Origin of the sequence: Paenibacillus salivarius (assembly GCF_051307165.1) — a bacterium.
In the GTDB taxonomy this organism is placed as follows: domain Bacteria; phylum Bacillota; class Bacilli; order Paenibacillales; family Paenibacillaceae; genus Fontibacillus.
The window spans coordinates 3,589,581-3,608,921 of sequence record NZ_CP195592.1 but is presented as its reverse complement, the minus strand read 5'-3'; the positions used below and the strand labels follow the sequence as shown (position 1 = coordinate 3,608,921).

Genomic DNA, 19,341 nt, shown 5'->3' with positions numbered 1-19,341 from the left:
CGGCGTAACAATGACAAAAGTTTTTGTGATTTTTGAAGATAAGGATAGATCTTTATTGGTAGTAAGCGGCGATATGGAAAAGGGAAGCACAGAGTTCGGTATTTTTTCGGAAATGGTTTCAACCATTAAGTTATCTCAATAGCAAAGAAAGTTAACACCATTTTTTTAGATGAAATGGAGGGACTACGATCAAAATCCAATTCACGAAAGCAAGAACAAGTGTTATTCTGCTTATTCTCATGGGTGCAATACCTTTTTTATTCGTTGGTTTGAACAATGTCACAGGTAAATCTGGCCTAAGGCATCTTCATATAAAACAAATATCAAGCACCGAGATGTTAAAGGTAGAGTATAAGCAAAAAGGAGACGGCGCATTCATCAACTGGATCGATGTAGAAATAAGCCAAGACGATATTCGGCGTATTGTCAGCTGGATAAATTCCGTACCTGAATCGGAAATGATGAAGGTAAACCGGATCCCGCCAAACAGCAGCATTAGCGCAGGGATTTCCTTTAAATTAAAAATGAACACAGAACTGCTAATTCAATATATTTGGAAACAATATATGTCACAACAACGGACTTTATAAATAGGCAAGCTATTTATTCGATTCATCAAGGAAACTTAAAAGGTTTCTTCGATGCACAGCTTAAAGGATTTTATTTTGGAGAGGACAAGGTTAAGGGATCTTGAACTTGAATTTTTACAAGAGAATTCCTTTTTGTCAAAAGGCGGTTCTCATCCGAGGGCTGTCTTTTTGATATTTGAACGATAAACTCGGTTTCCTTCTCCGACTTTTTTTCGGTATAGTGAATAAGACAGGAATGCTCCGCTGGGAAGGGAGTTGGATTTAGATGTATACGATCCTAATCGTAGAGGACGACATGAAAATTGCGAACAAGCTGCGCTCGTCCATGATGAAATATGACTTTGACGTGTGGATTGTCGAGGATTTTAGCCGGGTACTGGATACGTTCCTGGAAACGAACCCCGATTTGGTGTTGCTGGACGTAAATCTCCCGAAGTTCGACGGGTTCTATTGGTGCCGGCAGATTCGGGCGAAGTCGCTGTGTCCGATCATTTTTATCTCCGCGCGCGACGGTCAGATGGATCAGGTGATGGCTCTGGAAAACGGGGCGGACGATTACATGACGAAGCCGTTTGACATGGAGATTGTGATGGCCAAAATTCGCAGTCAGCTCCGTCGGGCCGTGGGCGCATACGCTACCGGGCGGGAGCAGGAGCGGACGATCGAGTATGCGGGAATCGTGCTGTATCCGGAGCGCTTTATGGCATCCTGTGAAGGGAGTACGGCCGATTTTACGCAAAAAGAAACCGAGCTGCTCACGATGCTGATGGAAAAAGCCGGCCGGGTCGTCAGCCGGGAACGGCTGCTGGATATGATGTGGGAGGATCAGCATTTTATCGACGACAATACGCTGAACGTCTATATTACGAGGGTGCGCCGGAAGCTGAAAGAGTTGGGAGCGGGAGCCCGTATTGAAACGGTCCGGGGTGCCGGGTACCGGATAGTTGCGGAAGAGGAGGCTCCGGTATGAAGCTGTTCTGGAAAGATCAGCTGCCGTTGATCCTGTTTTTTACGGTTCAAATGCTGCTTGTCCCGTTCGTTTACGGGTTGACGGGGGAAGGCCGCCCGTTCAGGATTGTCCTATACGGTATTCTGTTAAGCGGCTCGGTACTGGCGGTCTATCTCGGATATCGATATGTTACGCATCGGGCGATGTATAAATCGCTTTCCGCGGATCATCCTCCGGAGGAATTGTTCAACCCGCCGCTGGGGGAGGCTGCGCTGCCCGAGGCTTTTCACGAGCGGCTCGAACAATTCGAGCGGTTGTATCGCGAACAGCTTCACCGGGATCATAGCCGGACCGAGCAGCATCTGACCTTCATGAACCGTTGGGTTCATCAGATGAAAACACCGATCTCCGTGATCCAGCTGACGCTCTCCGACGTGGAGGACGAGCCGGCCGAAAGCATCCGCGAGGAGCTGGACCGGCTCCGAAAAGGCCTGGACATGGTCCTGTATACCGCCCGATTGGAGCATTTCGAACAGGATTTTGCGGTCGAGCCCGTCGGCCTGCTCGGAGCCGCAAAAGAAGCCGTCGTAGAGAATCGCACGCTGTTCATCCGCAAAGGAATTACGCCGAGGTTTGAGGTGGGTCAAGAGGTGCGCGTCTTTACGGATGCCAAATGGTTCCGATTCATGCTCGGCCAGATTTTGACCAATGCGGTGAATTATTCGGGCGGACCCGGCAAATCGGTGCATCTGACCGCGGAAGATGCCGGGGAGCACATCAAGCTGCATATTCGCGACGAAGGCATCGGGATTGCTCCGGAGGATATCGATCGGGTGTTTCATCCGTATTTTACGGGAGAGCGGGGAAGGCAGTACCAGGAGTCGACAGGCATGGGCCTGTATCTCGTGCGGGAAATCGCCAGGAAATTAGGCCATGACGTGGAGCTGAAGTCTACGCCCGGTGAAGGGACAACGGTCAGCTTAACTCTGCGCAAAGCGCATAACATCAATGAAGGCACATCCTGAGAAGGGTGTGTCTTTTTTAGCGGTGAAAAATAGCGACCAAAAAGGGCCTTATCGGGCCCGAAAATACGAAGGTTAAATAAATAAGGACATTTTTGTCCGTTATTTTTGCTTTTCAAGGGCAACTAGGCGCTTTTTACCGAGTTTGCCAGCAAATAAGGCCCAAAAGCGTCGTTATTTTGAGGGGAAGAAGCGAATTTGCAGAAATAAGGACATAAAAGGGTCTTATTTTCACCAGCATGCAAGCATCATGCGAGCGCCATACGAACAATAATGCGAACGCAACCTTATCCCAAATGTAAGGTTCGGTTCACCTATACCGATGGCAGCCCAAAGGCGATCTGGCGTAAAGTTGAGGTATAATTTGAACAAGGTACAGAAAGGAGCTGCTTGAAGCTTTGGATATTCTTGAAGTGAAAGCACTAAACAAAGTTTACGCGGGCAAAGTGGCAACGCACGCCCTGACCGATATTCATCTGACGATCCGCGAAGGGGAGTTTGTCGGCATTATGGGGCCGTCGGGGAGCGGAAAGACCACCTTGCTGAACATGGTATCGACCATCGATCGACCCAGCTCGGGCGAAGTCCGAATCGGAGGACAGAATCCGTATCTCATGAAAAAAAGAGAGCTGGCTCATTTTCGCCGCAAACAGCTTGGCTTCGTCTTTCAGGATTTCAACCTGCTCGATACGCTCACGGTCGCCGAAAATATCGTCCTGCCGCTCACGCTGGACAGACGCCCGTTAAAAGAAGTGGACGGCCTGCTGAAGCAAACGGCTTCCAAGCTTGGCATCGACGGCATTTTGAACAAACGCGTCTACGAAATTTCTGGAGGCCAACGGCAGCGGACGGCGATTGCCCGGGCAATCATTGGCGCCCCATTGCTGCTTCTGGCGGACGAGCCGACCGGCGCGCTGGATTCCCAATCCTCCAGGGCGGTTATGGAATCGCTGGCCGAGATCAACGAAAAAGACGGAACGACGCTGATGCTGGTCACGCATGACCCGGTCGCGGCGAGCTACTGCAACCGTATCGTTTTTATCAAGGACGGAAAACTGGCGGCGGAAATTCACCGGGGCGAGAACCGCCAGGCTTTTTTCCAAAAAATCATCGATATGCTGTCGTTCTGGGGAGGGAATACGAGTGAACTTTCCTCAATTCGCGTTTAACAACGTCCGCCGGAACGCGCGCGCTTATGTCGCCTATTTGCTGAGCAGTTCGTTTATGGTCATGATTTTTTTTACGTATGCCGTATTTGCGTTCCACCCGAAAATCGCGAGCTCCGAAATGGGCAGCATGACCCGGACCGGGATGACGATCGCGACCGTCATCGTCTATGTGTTCGCCTTCTTTTTCGTGCTGTACTCCATCAGCGTGTTTCTGAAATCGCGCAACCGCGAATTCGGTATTTTGACGATTCTGGGTGCGGAATCCCGGCAAATCAACCTGTTGATCTTCCTGGAAAATCTATTGATAGGCGCCGTGGCCATCGTGACGGGAATCGCGGCTGGCTTGATATTGTCCAAAGTGTTTCTGCTCGTTAGCACCAAAGTGATCGATATGGACGACTTGCCCTTTTACTGGCCCGCAAAAGCGATCCTGTTGACCGCCGGAGCGTTTATTCTGCTGTTTCTGTTTATTTCCATGTTTACATTAATGTTTATCCGGAAACGCCAAGTGCTGGATTTGCTCACAGGAAGCAGCAAGCCGAAAAAAGAGCCGAAAGCGAACGTTTTTACATTCCTGCTCGGCATCGCCCTGCTCGCGACCGGGTATTGGGCTCTCCATGGGAAGAAACTCGATGAGATCGGACTTTTGATCGCGGCCGTTACCGGGATTGCCGGGACGTACTTTTTCTACTCCCAGCTGTCCGTCTGGATCGTCAAAAAGCTGCAGCGCAGCCGCGGCACCGCCTGGAAAGGCACCAATCTGCTGTGGATTTCCGAGATGAGCTATAAATTGAAGGATAATGCTCGCATGCTTTTTCTGGTGACGGTCGTCGTCGCTTTGGCGTGCATGAGCACCGGATTTGTTTTGGCATCCCAGAAGGCGATCAGGGATTCCTATGAGGGAAACCCGTTCAATTTCAGATACACGTCTTACAGCGACGGGGATCAAAAGAAGGCCGAGAAAGACCTTGCCTACATCGAGAAATCTCTCGGCGGGGAAGGCGTGGAATATCGCGTAGCAAAGGTGGATTTAATCGCAGACAACAGCTACGCGGCGGTCGAAGAGAGGACGATGCTGATCTCGCGAACGCAGTTTAATCGCCTGGCGTCGGTTATGAACATCGACCCGGTGGATCAACTCGGCGAAACCGAATCGGTACTGGTACAAACTCCGGAAAGGGAACGTAAATACCCCCCTCAAGGGAATACCATGGATGTTCGAATTGCTGACTCAACGTATGTGTTCCGGTTTGTTTCACGTACGGAAAAAGTCGCTTCTCTATCCTATACGGGGAAGCTGCTGGTCATCCAGGATGAGGAGTTTGAGCGGCTGAAGCGGGAACATCAGGCCTGGGGAGATTACATTCGAAATACCACAGTCTTTATAGCTCCCGCATCTGGCAAGTTTCCAGGCAAAGAGGATCCGGAAACGAAGCTGGGCCTTGAGCTGGCCGAGTGGAACCGAAGCGGAGATCATGGAGGTTTTCTTCAATCCCGGGCGGAAAATTACTATTCCTTTAAACAAACCTTTTCGCTCTTTAGTTTTATCGGTGTATTTATTGCTCTGATTTTCTCGGTTTCCTCGGCGAGCTTTCTCTATTTCAAATTGCACACGGAGCTGGCCGCCGACGCGGTGATGTATCGCTCCCTGTCCAAAATCGGGCTCAGCGGCCGCGAGATGAATGTCTCGGCGACCATTCAGATTGCCGTTTTGTTTTTTATCCCGATCGCGGTGGCGGCGCTTCAGTCGCTGGTCGTGCTGGGACCGGTCATGGAGATGATGAATTCGCTGAGCCCGGTTTATGTCCCTGTATTGACCGCATCGGCGGCATTTCTCGCCGTCCAGACCCTGTATTTTCTGATCGTCAGAGCCCGTTATATCAAAGCGGTCAATAAAACGATGGTGTAGAGGCCGCATGTATGAGAGGAAAATAGTCATGAACCAGCCTGCCGCTACCAACGTACGATATCCTTTTTTGGATCTGTTCCGGGGATTTGCCCTTTTGGGGCTCCCCTTCGTCAATGTATTGTCGCTGTGGCTCATCCGGACGCCGGAAAATACCGCCGAGTTTTGGATCCAGAGGGGCCTGTATTTCTTTGTCGAGGCCAGATTTTATACGATTTTCACCTTTCTATTCGGACTTGGATTCTTTATCTTCCTTTCCCGGTCCGCTGCAAAAAACGAACACGGTAAGCCCCGGATAAGGCTGTACGTCCGCCGGTTGATCCTTCTGCTTGCGATCGGCGTGATTCACCAATTCTTTCAATCGGGGGAAGCTCTGTTCTACTATGCCTCGTTCGGTTTGCTTGTGCTTCCTTTGTACTATGCTCCACGTAGGGTCAATCTGGGCATCGGCTTGATCGGTTTGATTCTCGCGGCGGGGGCGGGGGTAAAGTTCCTGACCATCCCTTTTCTGATCGTACTCGGCCTGGCGGCCGGTCAATACGGATTGATCCAAGCCATTCATAAAGGGTTGTCCTCCTTGCGTAGAATTTGGGTTGCATCTCTGATCGGAACGGTGATCGGGATCGGAGCCATGTGGTGGGCTGCCCCTTCCGAGCCGATGCCGACGTTCCTGTACGCGGTAGAGGATATGGAAACCCAGCCGGTGTTGCAGGCGGCTTTTAATGTGGCGCATCTCGGTGTCGCGACCGGGCCGATCGTGTCCGTTTTTTACTTAACCTCGATTCTGCTGCTGAACAATACCCGTGTGGGAGCACGGTTGCTTCAGCCATTGGAAGCCTACGGGCGGATGGCGCTGAGTAATTATATCGGACAGACTGTTCTTCTGATCGGAATTCAGAAGATTTTCCTGGGGATGGAAACGACGTCCTATGTTGTATCAACGCTGGTGAGCCTTGGGATCGTGGTGGTCCAGATCATTGTGAGTAACCTTTGGATGCGGCGGTTCCGCTTCGGACCGTTGGAATGGTTGTGGAGATGCGGGACGTATTGGGAGATCGTGCCGATGAGGAAGGGATGAGATTAGTATAAAGAAAGAGTAAAGGAGCGGCTTTCTGAAATAATGAAATTGAACTTAAATGCTAATTTGCCCCTACACGAAAAAGGCAAGCTCATCGAACAATGAGGGCTTGCTTTTTTATTCATTTTATTTTTTTCGATAAGTCTATTTTTGCTTCTCTTTCGCTTGCAAAATTATAATTACCGAGTTGCCAGTAAGCTGGTTTCTCGTATTTAGGAAAGATTGATTTCAGGTGGAGAAGAGATTTTAAAGTGAAATATATTGTCTAAACATTTGATAATAACTTCAAATTTAGAATGAAAATTCAGAAGAAAAGCGAAGACTTTAGGCTTTAAAATCGTATAGGAAATATATGAGATCAATTATGGGGTGAAGATAATGATATTACATAGTATATTATCATTGCTTTTAGGCTTGCTGGCTGTGTTTCTTCCAGTTATTATTGTATTTTTTTTCAGAAGGCCATTTAAACTATTTTTATATCTTTCCCCATTGTTTCAATTATTGTTTGCAGTTTTTGCATACTTTGCATTTCCGACTTTTTATAATATGTATGATATTTGGGGATGGATATTATTCTATTCAACGATTACTAGTTCAAGTTTAGTTTTGTTTTTTATTTTGATTACTAGTGCGATTAGGGGAATAAGAAAAATACTTTTTGAGAGTACTAATAATATAACAGCTGAGAGATTTAGACTGCTTTTTTATTTAGTTTATTTTATTACTATACCTCATTTAGTATTTGCTTTAATTTATGCATTTTGGGGGATTGTTTCTGGTGCTGAGAATATAACACTTTTTGAGTCCATTTATTTTAGTTTCTCTCTTATCTATTCTTTACCAGTGAGTAATACAATAGAAGAATACAAAACTAGTATTACAAATGAAAATTCAATTCAATTTTTATATATGATTCATGTAGTTATCTCAAAAGCCTTTGAAATCGTAGTACTAGCTTTTGTTGCTTCAAGATTTATTGATTATATTAAGCCAACTTGTAAAGACTAGTTCGCATAACACCATGTTCACGTTGAGCTTTAGCCCCTTGATTATCAGAAGTATAATTGTGGAGGAAGCTCAGACAACAAAAGCTTAAGATTTAATCTAGAAGTTATGTTAAAACTTTCGAAAATGAGGATCCGAACATGAGTGATTATCAATTTAGAATTAAAAATCTTAGTCAATTGGTTCAAATATGCAAGCGATTATCAACGATAGAGAACGAAATGTCAGCAACGACATTAAGGGCCATTGAAGCTGAAAAAATATTTGAAAAAATCACACTTCATGCTATAAGTTTATTAAAATTGCTACAGAGTGAAAGAGATGGGAATTATGAGACATTTGATGCGAGTGCAATTGCTAATATTGCGAGAACAATTATTGAAACTCATAACGTATTTCAATATATATGCGAGTCCAATATTACTGAGGAAGAATTACGTCTTAGAATTGATTTAATGATTTTACATAAGAGTAAGGATAAACAAAAGATTTTAAGTAAATTTGATTTTACCGAAAGCGATGAGAGTTGGCAAGTTTCCTTATTAAGTCAAAAGTATGCTATACGTAGTATTAAAAAGAATAAGTTTTTTATGATTTTGGATAATAAGGATCAACAAAACTTACTTAAAGGAAACAAAGCATTCTATTTTGACAGAATGAAAAACACAAGATCTCCAATAGAAAAAGTTCTGGAATCTGGCGTTTATAATTATCTATCTAACAGCGTTCATTCATTTCCATTGGGTCTCTACAATTATTCATTAAATTCCGGAAATTCTTTGTTTGGCATCATTACTCTTGTCTTTATAGCGGTTGAAGCAAGCATTATGTATCTTGCCAATGTAACCAATAGTTACTTAAGAGTGAGGAAAAAATTAACTAGTTTGATTAGTGATGATGATAAACAATTTGTAAAAGAGATGATAAGGAGTGAGTATTTTCAAAACTGGTTGGAGAATGAGAAAGTAAAAGGTCTCTCAGGTTTTTTTTCAAGTAAATAACACCTTAGGTAAACTTATAACTTGCATTACTGGTTTGTTGCGTATGGTCCAGAGCGAAGTATGTCGAAGATCTCATTCTCACGCTTGCCCAGAAGCATTCGCTTGCCGTTTATAACCCGCAAACCAATCAGTATATTACGCCGGTTGTCATTAAAAAGCCATGGTGGAAATTTTGGTGAATACTGTGAGGCTCACGCATTGAGAGTTAGTTGGTCATTTTCACGAATGCCATGCCTAGGGGGAGAAACATGAAACAGATGCCAACCATTCATTTAGAAAGACTAACATTACGGCCTTTCAATTTGGATGATGCCAAAGCGGTTCAAGCATTAGTCGGTGATAGGTACATTGCCGAAATGACCTTATATATCCCGCATCCATATGAAGACGGAATGGCAGAACAATGGATCGGAACTCATGCAGAAAACTTTCATGAAGATCGATCGCTCGAGTTGGCCATTGTACATAAAACGGAAAAATATTTGATCGGTGCTATAAGTCTGGGCCTTAACAAGAAGTTTGCCCATGGCGAGCTTGCCTATTGGGTTGGCAAAAAGTACAACAACAAGGGATACTGCACCGAAGCGGCAAAAGGAATGGTAACATACGCCTTTGAAGAACTGAATTTAGACCGGGTTTTTGCGCGTCATTTCGGAAAGAATCCTGCCTCGGGGAAAGTCATGGAGAAAATAGGCATGAAATATGAGGGCCGATTAAGACAGCATGTTCGAAAATGGGGCCAGTATGAAGACCTGGTGTATTATGGTCTGTTAAGGGATGAATTTGTTTTAGACCCTAAGACAGGGTTAAATTTCTATATTGAACATTAAGGGCCAACCATGAAAAAAATAATCCTTGGCGCAACAGCCGCATGTTTTTTATTGAGTTTGCTGATTTTCGGAACGATTTTATATAAAATCGGTTTTTTCAAAGACGATACGTCCAGAGCGTTGATTCCATACACCGATATTCCAAAGGTTTTACATGTGGAGGCGATGCCTCGTCTTCCGGAATGGGAAGTGGAGAGGATCCAGGAATACGACGATCATTTCACGTCACCGACTTGTACGGTTTATTTCACGAACGGCATAGAGCTGTTAATTTCAACGAGTCCGGTTTCTTTTAGCGGTAAGGAACCCGATGAGTCCCCGATCCAGTACCAAGACGGACCTTTTTATTATTCGCTGAAACCGCAGAAGGAACAAGATCATGAAGTCATAGAGAGCTATTTGAAGACGCTTCAAGCGGAAGCGCACCGTTTTTAGATAAACACAAAACAAACCGATCCGATACCGGGTCGGTTATTTGCATTTTCATCCCTCCACGATAAAAAGGTACTGCTCCGGAACCCGACTATGGTCCAGCTGCAGGCGCGGCTGCGGTCCGTTGTTTACCTTCTTTGGCCTACGTATGATTAACTTGACTGCTCGGATAAATAGATCCAGAGATGGGAGGATTGGGAAGAGGCGTGTTTCATCCGCAGCCAAAGGGCGACCGGACAAGTTAAAACCAAGTTTTCAAAATACTTTACAGGGAGATGTAATCAGTGAAAAAGTTAATCGAATTTAAAGGGGTCACGAAAGAATACAAAATAGGCGAAGTGTCGATCAGGGCGCTGGATGGCGTTGATTTTTCCATATCGGAAGGGGAATTCGTCGTAATTCTGGGTGCCAGCGGTGCCGGAAAAAGTACGATACTGAACATCCTGGGCGGTATGGATACGGCCACATCGGGACAAGTGGTTGTCGGCGATAAAGAAATATCAAAGTTCAACGAAAAAAAATTAACGCAATATCGAGGCGAGCAAGTCGGCTTCGTGTTTCAATTCTACAACTTGATTTCGAATTTAAACGCGTTGGAGAATGTTGAGTTTGCGACCGAAGTAAGCAAGAAGCCGCTGGACGCAAAGGATATTTTACATAAAGTCGGATTGACGGACCGTATCCGTAATTTTCCTTCCCAACTCTCCGGGGGAGAACAACAACGGGTCGCCATAGCCAGAGCCGTAGCGAAAAATCCTTTGCTCTTGCTCTGCGACGAGCCAACCGGGGCTTTGGATTATGTGACGGGCAAGTCGGTTTTGAAGCTGCTTCAAGATTTGAACAAGGAAACGAAAAAGTGCGTCGTCCTGGTCACGCATAATTCCGCGATTGCCCCGATGGCCGACAAAATCATTAAGGTCAAAAGCGGAAAGATCGAAAGCATCACGATCAATGAGCAAAAACAAAGCGTCGAAGGGATTGAGTGGTGATATGAAGTTACTATTTTTAAAACTCATTAGAGATATAAAACAATCGATCGGGCAATTTATCGCCTTTGTTCTGGTGATCGCGGTGGGGGCTTTTTTCTATGCGGGGCTGATCACGTTAAGCGATAATCTTAGCGATTACTCGAAGGCTTACTTTCAAGAACACAATCTAAGCGATTTGAATGTATATTACGATCAAATTTCCAAAGAGGAGGTGGCGGGGCTAAGCGGAATTAAAGGGATTAAAAAAATTGAAGGACGTTATTCCTTCGATGCCACGCAAGCTTTTGACGGCAATAAAGCGACATTGAAAATTCATTCGTTTCCCGTAAATCAAGAAATCAATACGCATGCGATGATCGAGGGAAGCATCCCTTCCAAGAAGGGCGAAATCTTGTTGGATTCCCATTATGCGAAAGAGCATCAGTTACGTGTCGGCGATCAAATCAGCGTAAGCACGGATGACAACAATTTCACGTTTACCATTAGCGGCTTGGGCGAAAACGTCGAATACGCCAAAAAGAACGAAATCCAAGACCATATCAACTACGGTGTTGCATATATCTCCGAAGAAACGATACCTGAGATCGCAGGTGGTTTTTACTACAATGAAATCCTGATTGATGCGAATGAAGGCGTCGATATAGACGAATTAGGCCGATCCATTGAGGCAAACTCCAAACAACTCCCCTATGTAAGCCAAGTCACCAAAGAGCGTTCCTTCAGTTATTCAAAATTAAACGAAACGGTGCAAAACAACAAATTGATGAGCAGGGTGATCCCTTTGGTTCTCTTCGCGATCGAGGCCATTATCCTGTTTCTGACCATGTCAAGGATTATCGATTCCCAAAGAAATCAAGTGGGGATCATGAAGGCCCTGGGTGTAAAAAACAGAAATATCATGCTTCACTACATGATATATCCAGTGCTTGTAGGGATAGCCGGTTCGATTCTGGGTTGTGCCCTTGCCGCATTTGTTTTTGTCCCATTCGTAACGACATCGAACGCAAGGTCCTACTCGCTGCCCGATATTACATTCCAGCTTTCGCTCGTTTCCGTCATTCCCCCCATCCTTGTTTCCAGCGCATTTGGAATCCTGTCCTGTTACTTCAGCGGCCGGACCATATTGAAAGAACGTGCGGCGCAGGCGATGCGTCCCAAACCCCCGAAAAAGATGAAGAAGATCTTGTTGGAACGCATGCCTGGAATTTGGAGACATAGCTCCTACAGCCGCAAGCTCATTTTGCGAAATATATTTTTAAACAAACAGAAAGCTTTGGCGAGCTCGGTCGGCGTGATCGTAAGCACCGTTTTATTGATCACCGCATTTGGCACGCAAACCTCCCTGCTCAAAGTAGCGAACCAAATTGAAGATGTGAATACGTATGATTTTAGAGTGGACTATGCGAGGGACGTGTCTTCCGATTCGATTCAAGTGCCCTCCGGCATTAGTGACAGTTACCTTTTATCCACCTATCCCGTGGAATTCATGAAAGAGGGCGACATCGAAAACGCCACATTAATTGTCACCGAAAAAGAAAACAATCTCATTCATTTCTTTGATGAAAATGACGAACGGGTATCGTTGGAAGACCATGGGGTGCTGGTACCCAAATCGTACGCGGACGAATATCGGATTGTGGAAGGGGATACCATCTCGATCAGGTTCAACATTCCGGGGGAGCCTCAAAAATCCGTCGATATGAAGGTTTTACAAATCACCAATCAGTATTCGAACCCGTCGTTTTATTGTACGCCGGACTATTTGAAAAGCTTTGGCATCGGCTACAATCCAACCTCGCTGATTGTGGAGGCCGAAAGCACCGCAGATCTGACGGGCGTTCGCAGCTTTTTTGAACAAGATGAACATGTGGAAACCATTGCGGACAAGAATGATCTCAAGCAATCCGCCCAGTATATTTTGAAGCAAAATAGCTTCCTCTTCATCATGTTTATCATCTGTGCCGTCATCCTTTCCTTTGGCGCCATATTTACGATCTCCTCCATAAACATTTACGAAAGGAATCGTGAGCTTGCCACGCTTAAGGTATTGGGTTATCAAAAACAAAAAATCAACCGGCTCATCTTTTTTGAAAATATGATGATCACCACTTTTGCGGTCATCATCGCGTTACCGATTAGCGGATATATGTATTCCTTGGTTATCAAGGCACTGTCAAGCACCCACCAGCAAATCCCGGATCAATTAAATTTGTTTGTTTTGCTGATCTCCGTTGCTCTTGCCTTCTTGCTTACCGTACTCTCCAACCTGCTGCTTCGGAGAAAAGTAACCAGAATCAACATGATCGAATCGTTAAAAAGTATAGAGTAGACGAGAATTCGCCTTTAACGTTGAAAATCTCCACCTTTGTCAAACAACCTGGCCCAAGATCACCGATCTGAGGGGCCGGGTTGTTTGCATGTGACGCACGAACAAAATACCAAATAAAACCAAAACATCTAAACTTTTCTCGATACTATGTTAAATTTGTGAAATGGAATATTTAGGAATTGTATCTTAAAATAGGTTTTGTAAGCGTTTACAATCATAGAGCCGAAAGGAAGTGATCGCTGGAGAGACGTGTCTTGTAGGGAGCCGTACAGCATCATCGTGAGACTAATGCTACTATTATTTAAAAGGAGGAAGTAGCAATGAAACGAAAAAGAACCAGGTTATTAACCGCCATTTTTCTTTGTCTTGCACTTGCATTGCCTGCCGTCAGCGCGCAGGCGGCTACCACGATTACCTCCAACCAAACGGGCACGCATGACGGCTACGATTATGAGCTGTGGAAGGATTCCGGCACCACAAGTATGACACTCAACAGCGGCGGGGCGTTCAGCGCCACGTGGAGCAATATCAATAACGCCTTATTCCGGAAAGGGAAAAGATTCAACGAGACCCAAACGCATCAGCAAATCGGGAATATCTCCATTAATTACGGCGCCAACTATCAGCCCAACGGGAATTCCTACCTGTGCGTTTACGGTTGGACAGTGGATCCGCTCGTCGAATATTACATTGTCGATAGCTGGGGCAGCTGGCGTCCGCCCGGCGCAACATCAAAGGGCACCTTTAACGTAGACGGCGGCACATACGACATCTACGAAACCACCAGAGTCAATCAGCCTTCCATTAAAGGTACCGCCACATTCAAGCAATATTGGAGTGTCCGGACGTCGAAGCGCACGAGCGGCACGATATCCGTCAGCGAGCATTTCAAAAAATGGGAAAGCCTAGGAATGACGATGGGCAAAATGTATGAAGTCGCCCTGACCGTCGAGGGTTACCAAAGCAGCGGCACTGCCGATGTGTACAGCAATACGTTAACGATTGGCGGCAGCTCCGGCGGCGGTAATAACGGTGGAGGCACGGCGACGAAAATAGAAGCCGAGAGCATGACCAAAAGCGGTCAGTACACCGGAAATATCAGTTCGCCGTTCAACGGTGTCGCCTTGTACGCCAACAATGATTCGGTGAAATTTACGCAAAACTTCTCGAGCGGAACCCATAATTTTTCGCTCCGCGGCGCGTCGAATATTTCCAACATGGCCAGGGTCGATTTGAAAATCGGCGGTCAGACGAAGGGGACCTTCTACTTCGGCGGAAGCTATCCGGCGGTCTATACGTTAAATAATGTGAGTCATGGGACCGGAAATCAAGAGGTCGAACTCGTGATCACCTCCGATAACGGAACCTGGGATGCTTTCATTGATTATTTGGAGATTAATTAAAACGACGTAGTGGTAATCGAATTCTAATAGAATCCCGGCGGGAGCTTCCTGCCGGGATTTTGCATATCCGGTTTTGGGATCCACCAAGGGATTGGAAAGCCCATGCAGCGGTACTATTGCCCCCCTGATATTAGATGTATAATAATGGAATAAGCTATTGTTTTGTATAGAAGATGAGTGAAGCAGATGATAGGAGAATTGAATCATGGGTATACGCAAAGCGGTGATGGGCGACGAGGTTGCCATTCAAAACCTTTTAAACCAATTGGGGTATGAACATACGGAATTGTTTTTAAAAGATAAGCTTGAAAAGTTCATAAAGCATCCCGACGAAGAACTGCTGGTTTATGAGCAGGAGAACAAGGTTATCGGATTGATGTCTATACATATCATCCCTCAAATCGCGCTTCAGGGGGATTTTGCGAGAATCAGCTATTTCTCGATCGATAGCGGGTTTCGAAGTCAGGGGATTGGCCTTGAAATGGAGGCGTATTGCGAAGCATATGCGGTCAAGCGGGGGTGCGACCGGATCGAAGTGCACTGCCATTCCAGGAGAACGGATGCCCACCGGTTCTATCACCGGCAAGGATACGAGGAATCGCCGAAGTATTTCATAAAAAAATTAAGCGGGGTTACATGTGAATGAGAGATATTCTATCGATTAAAAAGTCGCTGGATGGTCTGGGATACGAGGAGTCGAAATCGTATTTAGGGTTTATTTTGGCGGAAATCCAAAGGTTGAAAGAACAGGCCGAACCGCAAGAATCCGTGGTTGCCAGGCTGGTTGAGCTCTATGACGGCTTGATGGAACTCCAGGATAAAAAGGGATACTGGGATCCCGCGTCGACCAGCACCCATGTCCATATCGTGATCGGCGATTCTTTTGCGGGAAGCATGAAGCAGGCGCTGAAAGGTCTTGGCTGGTCGGATTCGCACAAAGTAATTACGCTTTGGGAAAATTACGCGATCGGTCCGCTAGGGAATTTGGATTCACCGGAAGGAAGAAAGGCAAGGAGCGACTGGTTCCGCGATCATATTACGGAAGCGCTCGAGGTTTACACCGAGTATGAAGAAGAGTATGGTGAGCTTCTGAATAAGCTGGCACAAATTCCCGAACAGGCAAAAGTGATCGTTTGGGCCGATAACAATGGGTGCGAGCAGACGGGGATGCGCCACGTTTTTCACCTGCTCCGCGACAGACGTAATTCATTTGCGGTATGCGATGCTTGCGCGATATGCGAGGAGCTTTTTAACCGGCCAAACGCCAGGATCGATTATTTGCATTCGGGGGAGATTCCGACGGACAAGCTGAAGGAAGCGCTCCTCCGTATGGAAGACAGCGTTTTGCTGAGCCCTGCGGACGTTCTGCGGTTGGCCATGGAATGGCAGGCAATCTCGGAGCAGACTCAAACGCTGCGTATTTGGCGGGAAGATGCGGTGATCGGGGTGCCGTCTGATTATTATGACGACTATCTGTTGGAGAAGCTTGATAAACTGAAGCCTCCCGCAGGTAATGATGGCTTTCTGAAAGCGGCCCGTTTGATCGGAGAGGCGATCGGCTATTGCGATCAATATATCGGGGATTCTTATTTCGAATACCGGTTGAGAGAGCTGATTTATAACGGTACCCTGGAAATTAAGGGGGTTCCTGCAGCGATGAGATATTACAGCATCAGGCGCAAACAGGCCGGAAATAAATCATGAGGCATTGCATATTTTTGATAATATATCCGGCTTTTTGAATCCTTCAGATGAAGTACTTTTAAAGGAGCGTGTTAAGCGATGGAAGCAGGTTTTTGGATCAGATTATGGGCTTCGATACTGGATGGGATCCTTGTGGGCATCCCGTTGGCCGTACTGTCTTATATTATCACGGGAAGTCTTGATGAAAATCTAGTAACCAATATTTTGTCGTTCTTATACACATTGCTTCTGCCTGTTGTATGGGGCGGATACACGCTCGGGAAGCGCATTTGCAGGATTAAAATCAGGAAAGTGAGCGACCATTCACCGCCGGGAATCGGAACTATGTTACTGCGGAACGTTATTGCCGGCTTGATTTATGCGGTTACCTTCGGCATCGGCACCATTGTCAGCGCGTTTATGGTCGGTCTTCGCGAGGATAAAAGAGCAATCCATGATTTTATTGCCGGAACGGAAGTCGTGTATGCGTGAACAATCGAAGAGAAAGGTAGGTTTTTTAATAGTCGTCACCATTTTGACGGGTTTTGTCTGGATTTACTTTAGCGAACATACCAGTGAGCTTGCGGTTGTCCAAGAAGTAGATGCTAAAGACATGACCATTACTAATATGTCCGGCCGCACCAGAACCATCGGCATACCTGAGGAAACAAGCAAATTAATTGAAAAGGATCGGGAGTATTTTATTCAATACGAGAAGAAGATATTTGGTAATTATAAGTTGTTAAATATTACACCAACTCCATAAAAACTTATAAGAGGGGATCCCGATTAATAAAAAATACGCGTTGCTGCTATTAGTAGTTTCTTTTGTATTTATAGCCGGCTTTTTAGGTGTATTTTATTTAACCGAGCAAAACAGGACTTATGACCTCCAAATAGGGAAGAGTACCAGCGATGAATTTCCGAAGCTCAAAGATCGTGGTACCGAATTTAAGAATGACAGTACCCTTATTGCACTGGCCATTTTCCCCGATAAGAAATACAAAAAGAATCTGCTGGGCGCAAATCTCTATGTAACGGAAAAAGGAGAAATTGCCGTACTCCAAGAGGAGAAAATTCGGGTTACCGAAGATTTAGCGGCCTATGAAATGAGATTGAAAAATTTGAAATGGCCTTCAGGTGAGTATACGCTGCATTTTAAAGTCGGAACGGAGCTCGTAAAATCGATTGATTTTGTATTGAGATAGCTGACCAAGGAGTAAATATGTTTCCGAATAAAAAAACAAAGATAATCCTTATCGCCACTTTGATCTTTCTAATTTTACTTATCGTAACGCCTTTTGCTTATGTCCAAGCAAATAAACGTATATATGCACAAAGAGTAACTGATTATTTGCTCCAAGATCAAAGTTATAAAAGGGAAGAAATAAAATCCGTACAAGGCGTCTGGGGAAAGAAATTGCCTTCATTCTATGCGGTCGTCGTTTTTAAGGATGAACCCCAGGTTGAATACGTTTATTTTGCGCATAATGATGTAATTCAGGTTAGTTATAGACTGACTCAGGAAGGCAAAGAAAAAGATATGACCGAAAAAGATTTGAAGCACTATGATCCTGTGGTAGATTGATGAAAAAAGGAATGGTTCATAACGCAAACAAGGAAAAGTGACGCCTTTTGGAGAGCGTATACTTAACTGGCTAAAGACTCAGTTTAAGGATCATAAGAAACCTTAGACTGGGTCTTTTGTTATATTCATCAAAAAATATAAAATTTTAACGATAGAATCTTAGTTTTTGTATATGGAATAAAATGGAACAAATGATAGAATTATATTTGTAACCGCTTACAAAATCTGGGTCATAAGGGAGGGATCGCTAAGTAGCCGGGAATTCTGAATTTATTTTAGAGGAGGCAGGAAGATGTTCAAGTCAACGCTTTTCAAAGCGGTAACGGCGGTAGCCCTATTCAGTACGTTATTTACCGGATCGTTATTGACGACTGGCAATTCTGCACTCGCCGCCGATTGTTCGAGCGGGTATGTAGCCTTAACCTTCGATGATGGTCCGAATCCGGGGAACACCACGACGCTGCTAAACGCGCTGAAGCAAAACGGTTTGCGGGCAACTTTCTTCAACCTTGGACAGAATGCACAGAATTATCCCTCTTTGGTTCGGGACCAGGTGTCCGCGGGCATGTGGGTCGGCAATCACAGCTGGTCGCATCCCCACATGACCCAACTGAGCTCCGCGCAAATGTCTTCGGAAATCACGCGTACGCAGCAGGCGATACAGTCGGCTACGGGATCCGCTCCCAAGCTGTTCCGTCCGCCGTATGGCGAAACCAATGCGACGTTGAAATCCGTCGAAGCTCAGAACGGCCTTACCGAAGTGCTGTGGACCGTGGATTCCCAGGACTGGAACGGGGCCTCTACGGCTCAGATCGTAGCCGCTGCGGGCAGAATGCAGAACGGCGACGTGATCCTGATGCACGACCAGTACCAAACCACGGTTCAAGCGATTCCGCAAATCGCCCAGAACCTGAAGAGCCGAGGGCTTTGCACCGGCATGATCTCGACAAGCACCGGCCGGGCCGTTGCGCCTGACGGTAACAATGGCGGCGGAACCGCAACGAAAGTGGAAGCCGAGAATATGACCAAAAGCGGGCAGTACACCGGAAATATCAGCTCCCCGTTCAATGGCGTAGCTCTTTATGCCAACAATGACTCGGTGAAATTCACGCAATATTTTGCAAGCGGTACGCATACTTTTAAGCTTCGCGGCGCATCGAATAACTCCAATATGGCCAGGGTTGATTTAGTGATCGGCGGTCAAACCAAGGGAACCTTCTACTTCGGAGACAGTTACCCGGCGGTATATACGATCAACAATGTCAGCCATGGAACCGGAAATCAAGAGATTCAACTGGTTGTGACGGCCGATAACGGGACGTGGGATGCATATCTTGATTATTTGGAGATTCAATGATTTTTAT

Annotated in this window: 19 protein-coding genes; all 19 read left to right on the top strand. The window is 45.8% G+C overall.

Annotation, left to right across the window (positions count from 1 at the left end):
• Positions 1-855: 855 nt before the first annotated feature.
• The 19 genes from ACSFXJ_RS16525 (at position 856) to ACSFXJ_RS16435 (ending at position 19,334) form a co-directional block, all read left to right on the top strand.
• A complete protein-coding gene (locus tag ACSFXJ_RS16525; protein ID WP_435921430.1) occupies positions 856-1,560 on the top strand; it encodes a response regulator transcription factor in 705 nt (234 codons plus the stop codon).
• Positions 1,557-2,564: a sensor histidine kinase gene (locus ACSFXJ_RS16520; protein ID WP_435921429.1), complete on the top strand. Its 1,008-nt coding sequence runs from the start codon at positions 1,557-1,559 to the stop codon at positions 2,562-2,564. The genes ACSFXJ_RS16525 and ACSFXJ_RS16520 overlap by 4 nt, the downstream gene beginning before the upstream one ends.
• A gap of 395 nt (positions 2,565-2,959) precedes the next feature.
• Positions 2,960-3,730: an ABC transporter ATP-binding protein gene (locus ACSFXJ_RS16515; protein WP_435921428.1), complete on the top strand. Its 771-nt coding sequence runs from the start codon at positions 2,960-2,962 to the stop codon at positions 3,728-3,730.
• Positions 3,705-5,639 (top strand): ABC transporter permease, encoded by a 1,935-nt coding sequence (locus ACSFXJ_RS16510; protein ID WP_435921427.1) that lies wholly within the window; start codon positions 3,705-3,707, stop codon positions 5,637-5,639. The genes ACSFXJ_RS16515 and ACSFXJ_RS16510 overlap by 26 nt, the downstream gene beginning before the upstream one ends.
• 28 nt (positions 5,640-5,667) lie before the next feature.
• A complete protein-coding gene (locus ACSFXJ_RS16505; RefSeq protein WP_435921425.1) occupies positions 5,668-6,714 on the top strand; it encodes a DUF418 domain-containing protein in 1,047 nt (348 codons plus the stop codon).
• Between the two features lie 378 nt (positions 6,715-7,092).
• Positions 7,093-7,725 carry a hypothetical protein gene (locus tag ACSFXJ_RS16500; protein WP_435921423.1) on the top strand — a complete coding sequence of 211 codons (633 nt, stop codon included), beginning with the start codon at positions 7,093-7,095 and terminating at the stop codon, positions 7,723-7,725.
• Positions 7,726-7,862: 137 nt separating this feature from the next.
• Entirely contained in the window at positions 7,863-8,723 is an 861-nt protein-coding gene (locus tag ACSFXJ_RS16495; protein ID WP_435921422.1) for a hypothetical protein, read from the top strand.
• 248 nt (positions 8,724-8,971) lie between these two features.
• The gene (locus ACSFXJ_RS16490; protein ID WP_435921421.1) at positions 8,972-9,553 is read left to right on the top strand and encodes a GNAT family N-acetyltransferase; all 582 of its coding nucleotides are present in this window, start codon (positions 8,972-8,974) and stop codon (positions 9,551-9,553) included.
• A 9-nt stretch (positions 9,554-9,562) separates the two neighbouring features.
• Entirely contained in the window at positions 9,563-9,988 is a 426-nt protein-coding gene (locus tag ACSFXJ_RS16485; RefSeq protein WP_435921420.1) for a hypothetical protein, read from the top strand.
• A gap of 281 nt (positions 9,989-10,269) precedes the next feature.
• Positions 10,270-10,974 (top strand): ABC transporter ATP-binding protein, encoded by a 705-nt coding sequence (locus ACSFXJ_RS16480; RefSeq protein WP_435921419.1) that lies wholly within the window; start codon positions 10,270-10,272, stop codon positions 10,972-10,974.
• 1 nt (position 10,975) lies between these two features.
• A complete protein-coding gene (locus tag ACSFXJ_RS16475) occupies positions 10,976-13,303 on the top strand; it encodes an ABC transporter permease (protein ID WP_435921418.1) in 2,328 nt (775 codons plus the stop codon).
• Between the two features lie 320 nt (positions 13,304-13,623).
• The gene (locus tag ACSFXJ_RS16470; RefSeq protein ID WP_435921417.1) at positions 13,624-14,706 is read left to right on the top strand and encodes a glycoside hydrolase family 11 protein; all 1,083 of its coding nucleotides are present in this window, start codon (positions 13,624-13,626) and stop codon (positions 14,704-14,706) included.
• Between the two features lie 205 nt (positions 14,707-14,911).
• On the top strand, positions 14,912-15,352 hold the full coding sequence (locus ACSFXJ_RS16465) for a GNAT family N-acetyltransferase (protein WP_435921416.1): 441 nt from the start codon (positions 14,912-14,914) through the stop codon (positions 15,350-15,352).
• Positions 15,349-16,410, top strand: a complete 1,062-nt coding sequence (locus tag ACSFXJ_RS16460; protein WP_435921415.1) for a DUF1835 domain-containing protein — start codon at positions 15,349-15,351, stop codon at positions 16,408-16,410. The genes ACSFXJ_RS16465 and ACSFXJ_RS16460 overlap by 4 nt, the downstream gene beginning before the upstream one ends.
• Positions 16,411-16,488: 78 nt before the next feature.
• Positions 16,489-16,881: an RDD family protein gene (locus ACSFXJ_RS16455; RefSeq protein WP_435921414.1), complete on the top strand. Its 393-nt coding sequence runs from the start codon at positions 16,489-16,491 to the stop codon at positions 16,879-16,881.
• Entirely contained in the window at positions 16,874-17,155 is a 282-nt protein-coding gene (locus ACSFXJ_RS16450) for a hypothetical protein (protein WP_435921413.1), read from the top strand. Before ACSFXJ_RS16455 ends, ACSFXJ_RS16450 begins: the two co-directional genes overlap by 8 nt.
• 40 nt (positions 17,156-17,195) lie before the next feature.
• Complete coding sequence (locus ACSFXJ_RS16445; protein WP_435921412.1) at positions 17,196-17,597, top strand: hypothetical protein; 402 nt, start codon at positions 17,196-17,198, stop codon at positions 17,595-17,597.
• Between the two features lie 17 nt (positions 17,598-17,614).
• Complete coding sequence (locus tag ACSFXJ_RS16440) at positions 17,615-17,977, top strand: DUF3139 domain-containing protein (RefSeq protein ID WP_435921411.1); 363 nt, start codon at positions 17,615-17,617, stop codon at positions 17,975-17,977.
• A gap of 292 nt (positions 17,978-18,269) precedes the next feature.
• Positions 18,270-19,334: a polysaccharide deacetylase family protein gene (locus ACSFXJ_RS16435; protein WP_435921410.1), complete on the top strand. Its 1,065-nt coding sequence runs from the start codon at positions 18,270-18,272 to the stop codon at positions 19,332-19,334.
• Positions 19,335-19,341 lie beyond the last annotated feature (7 nt).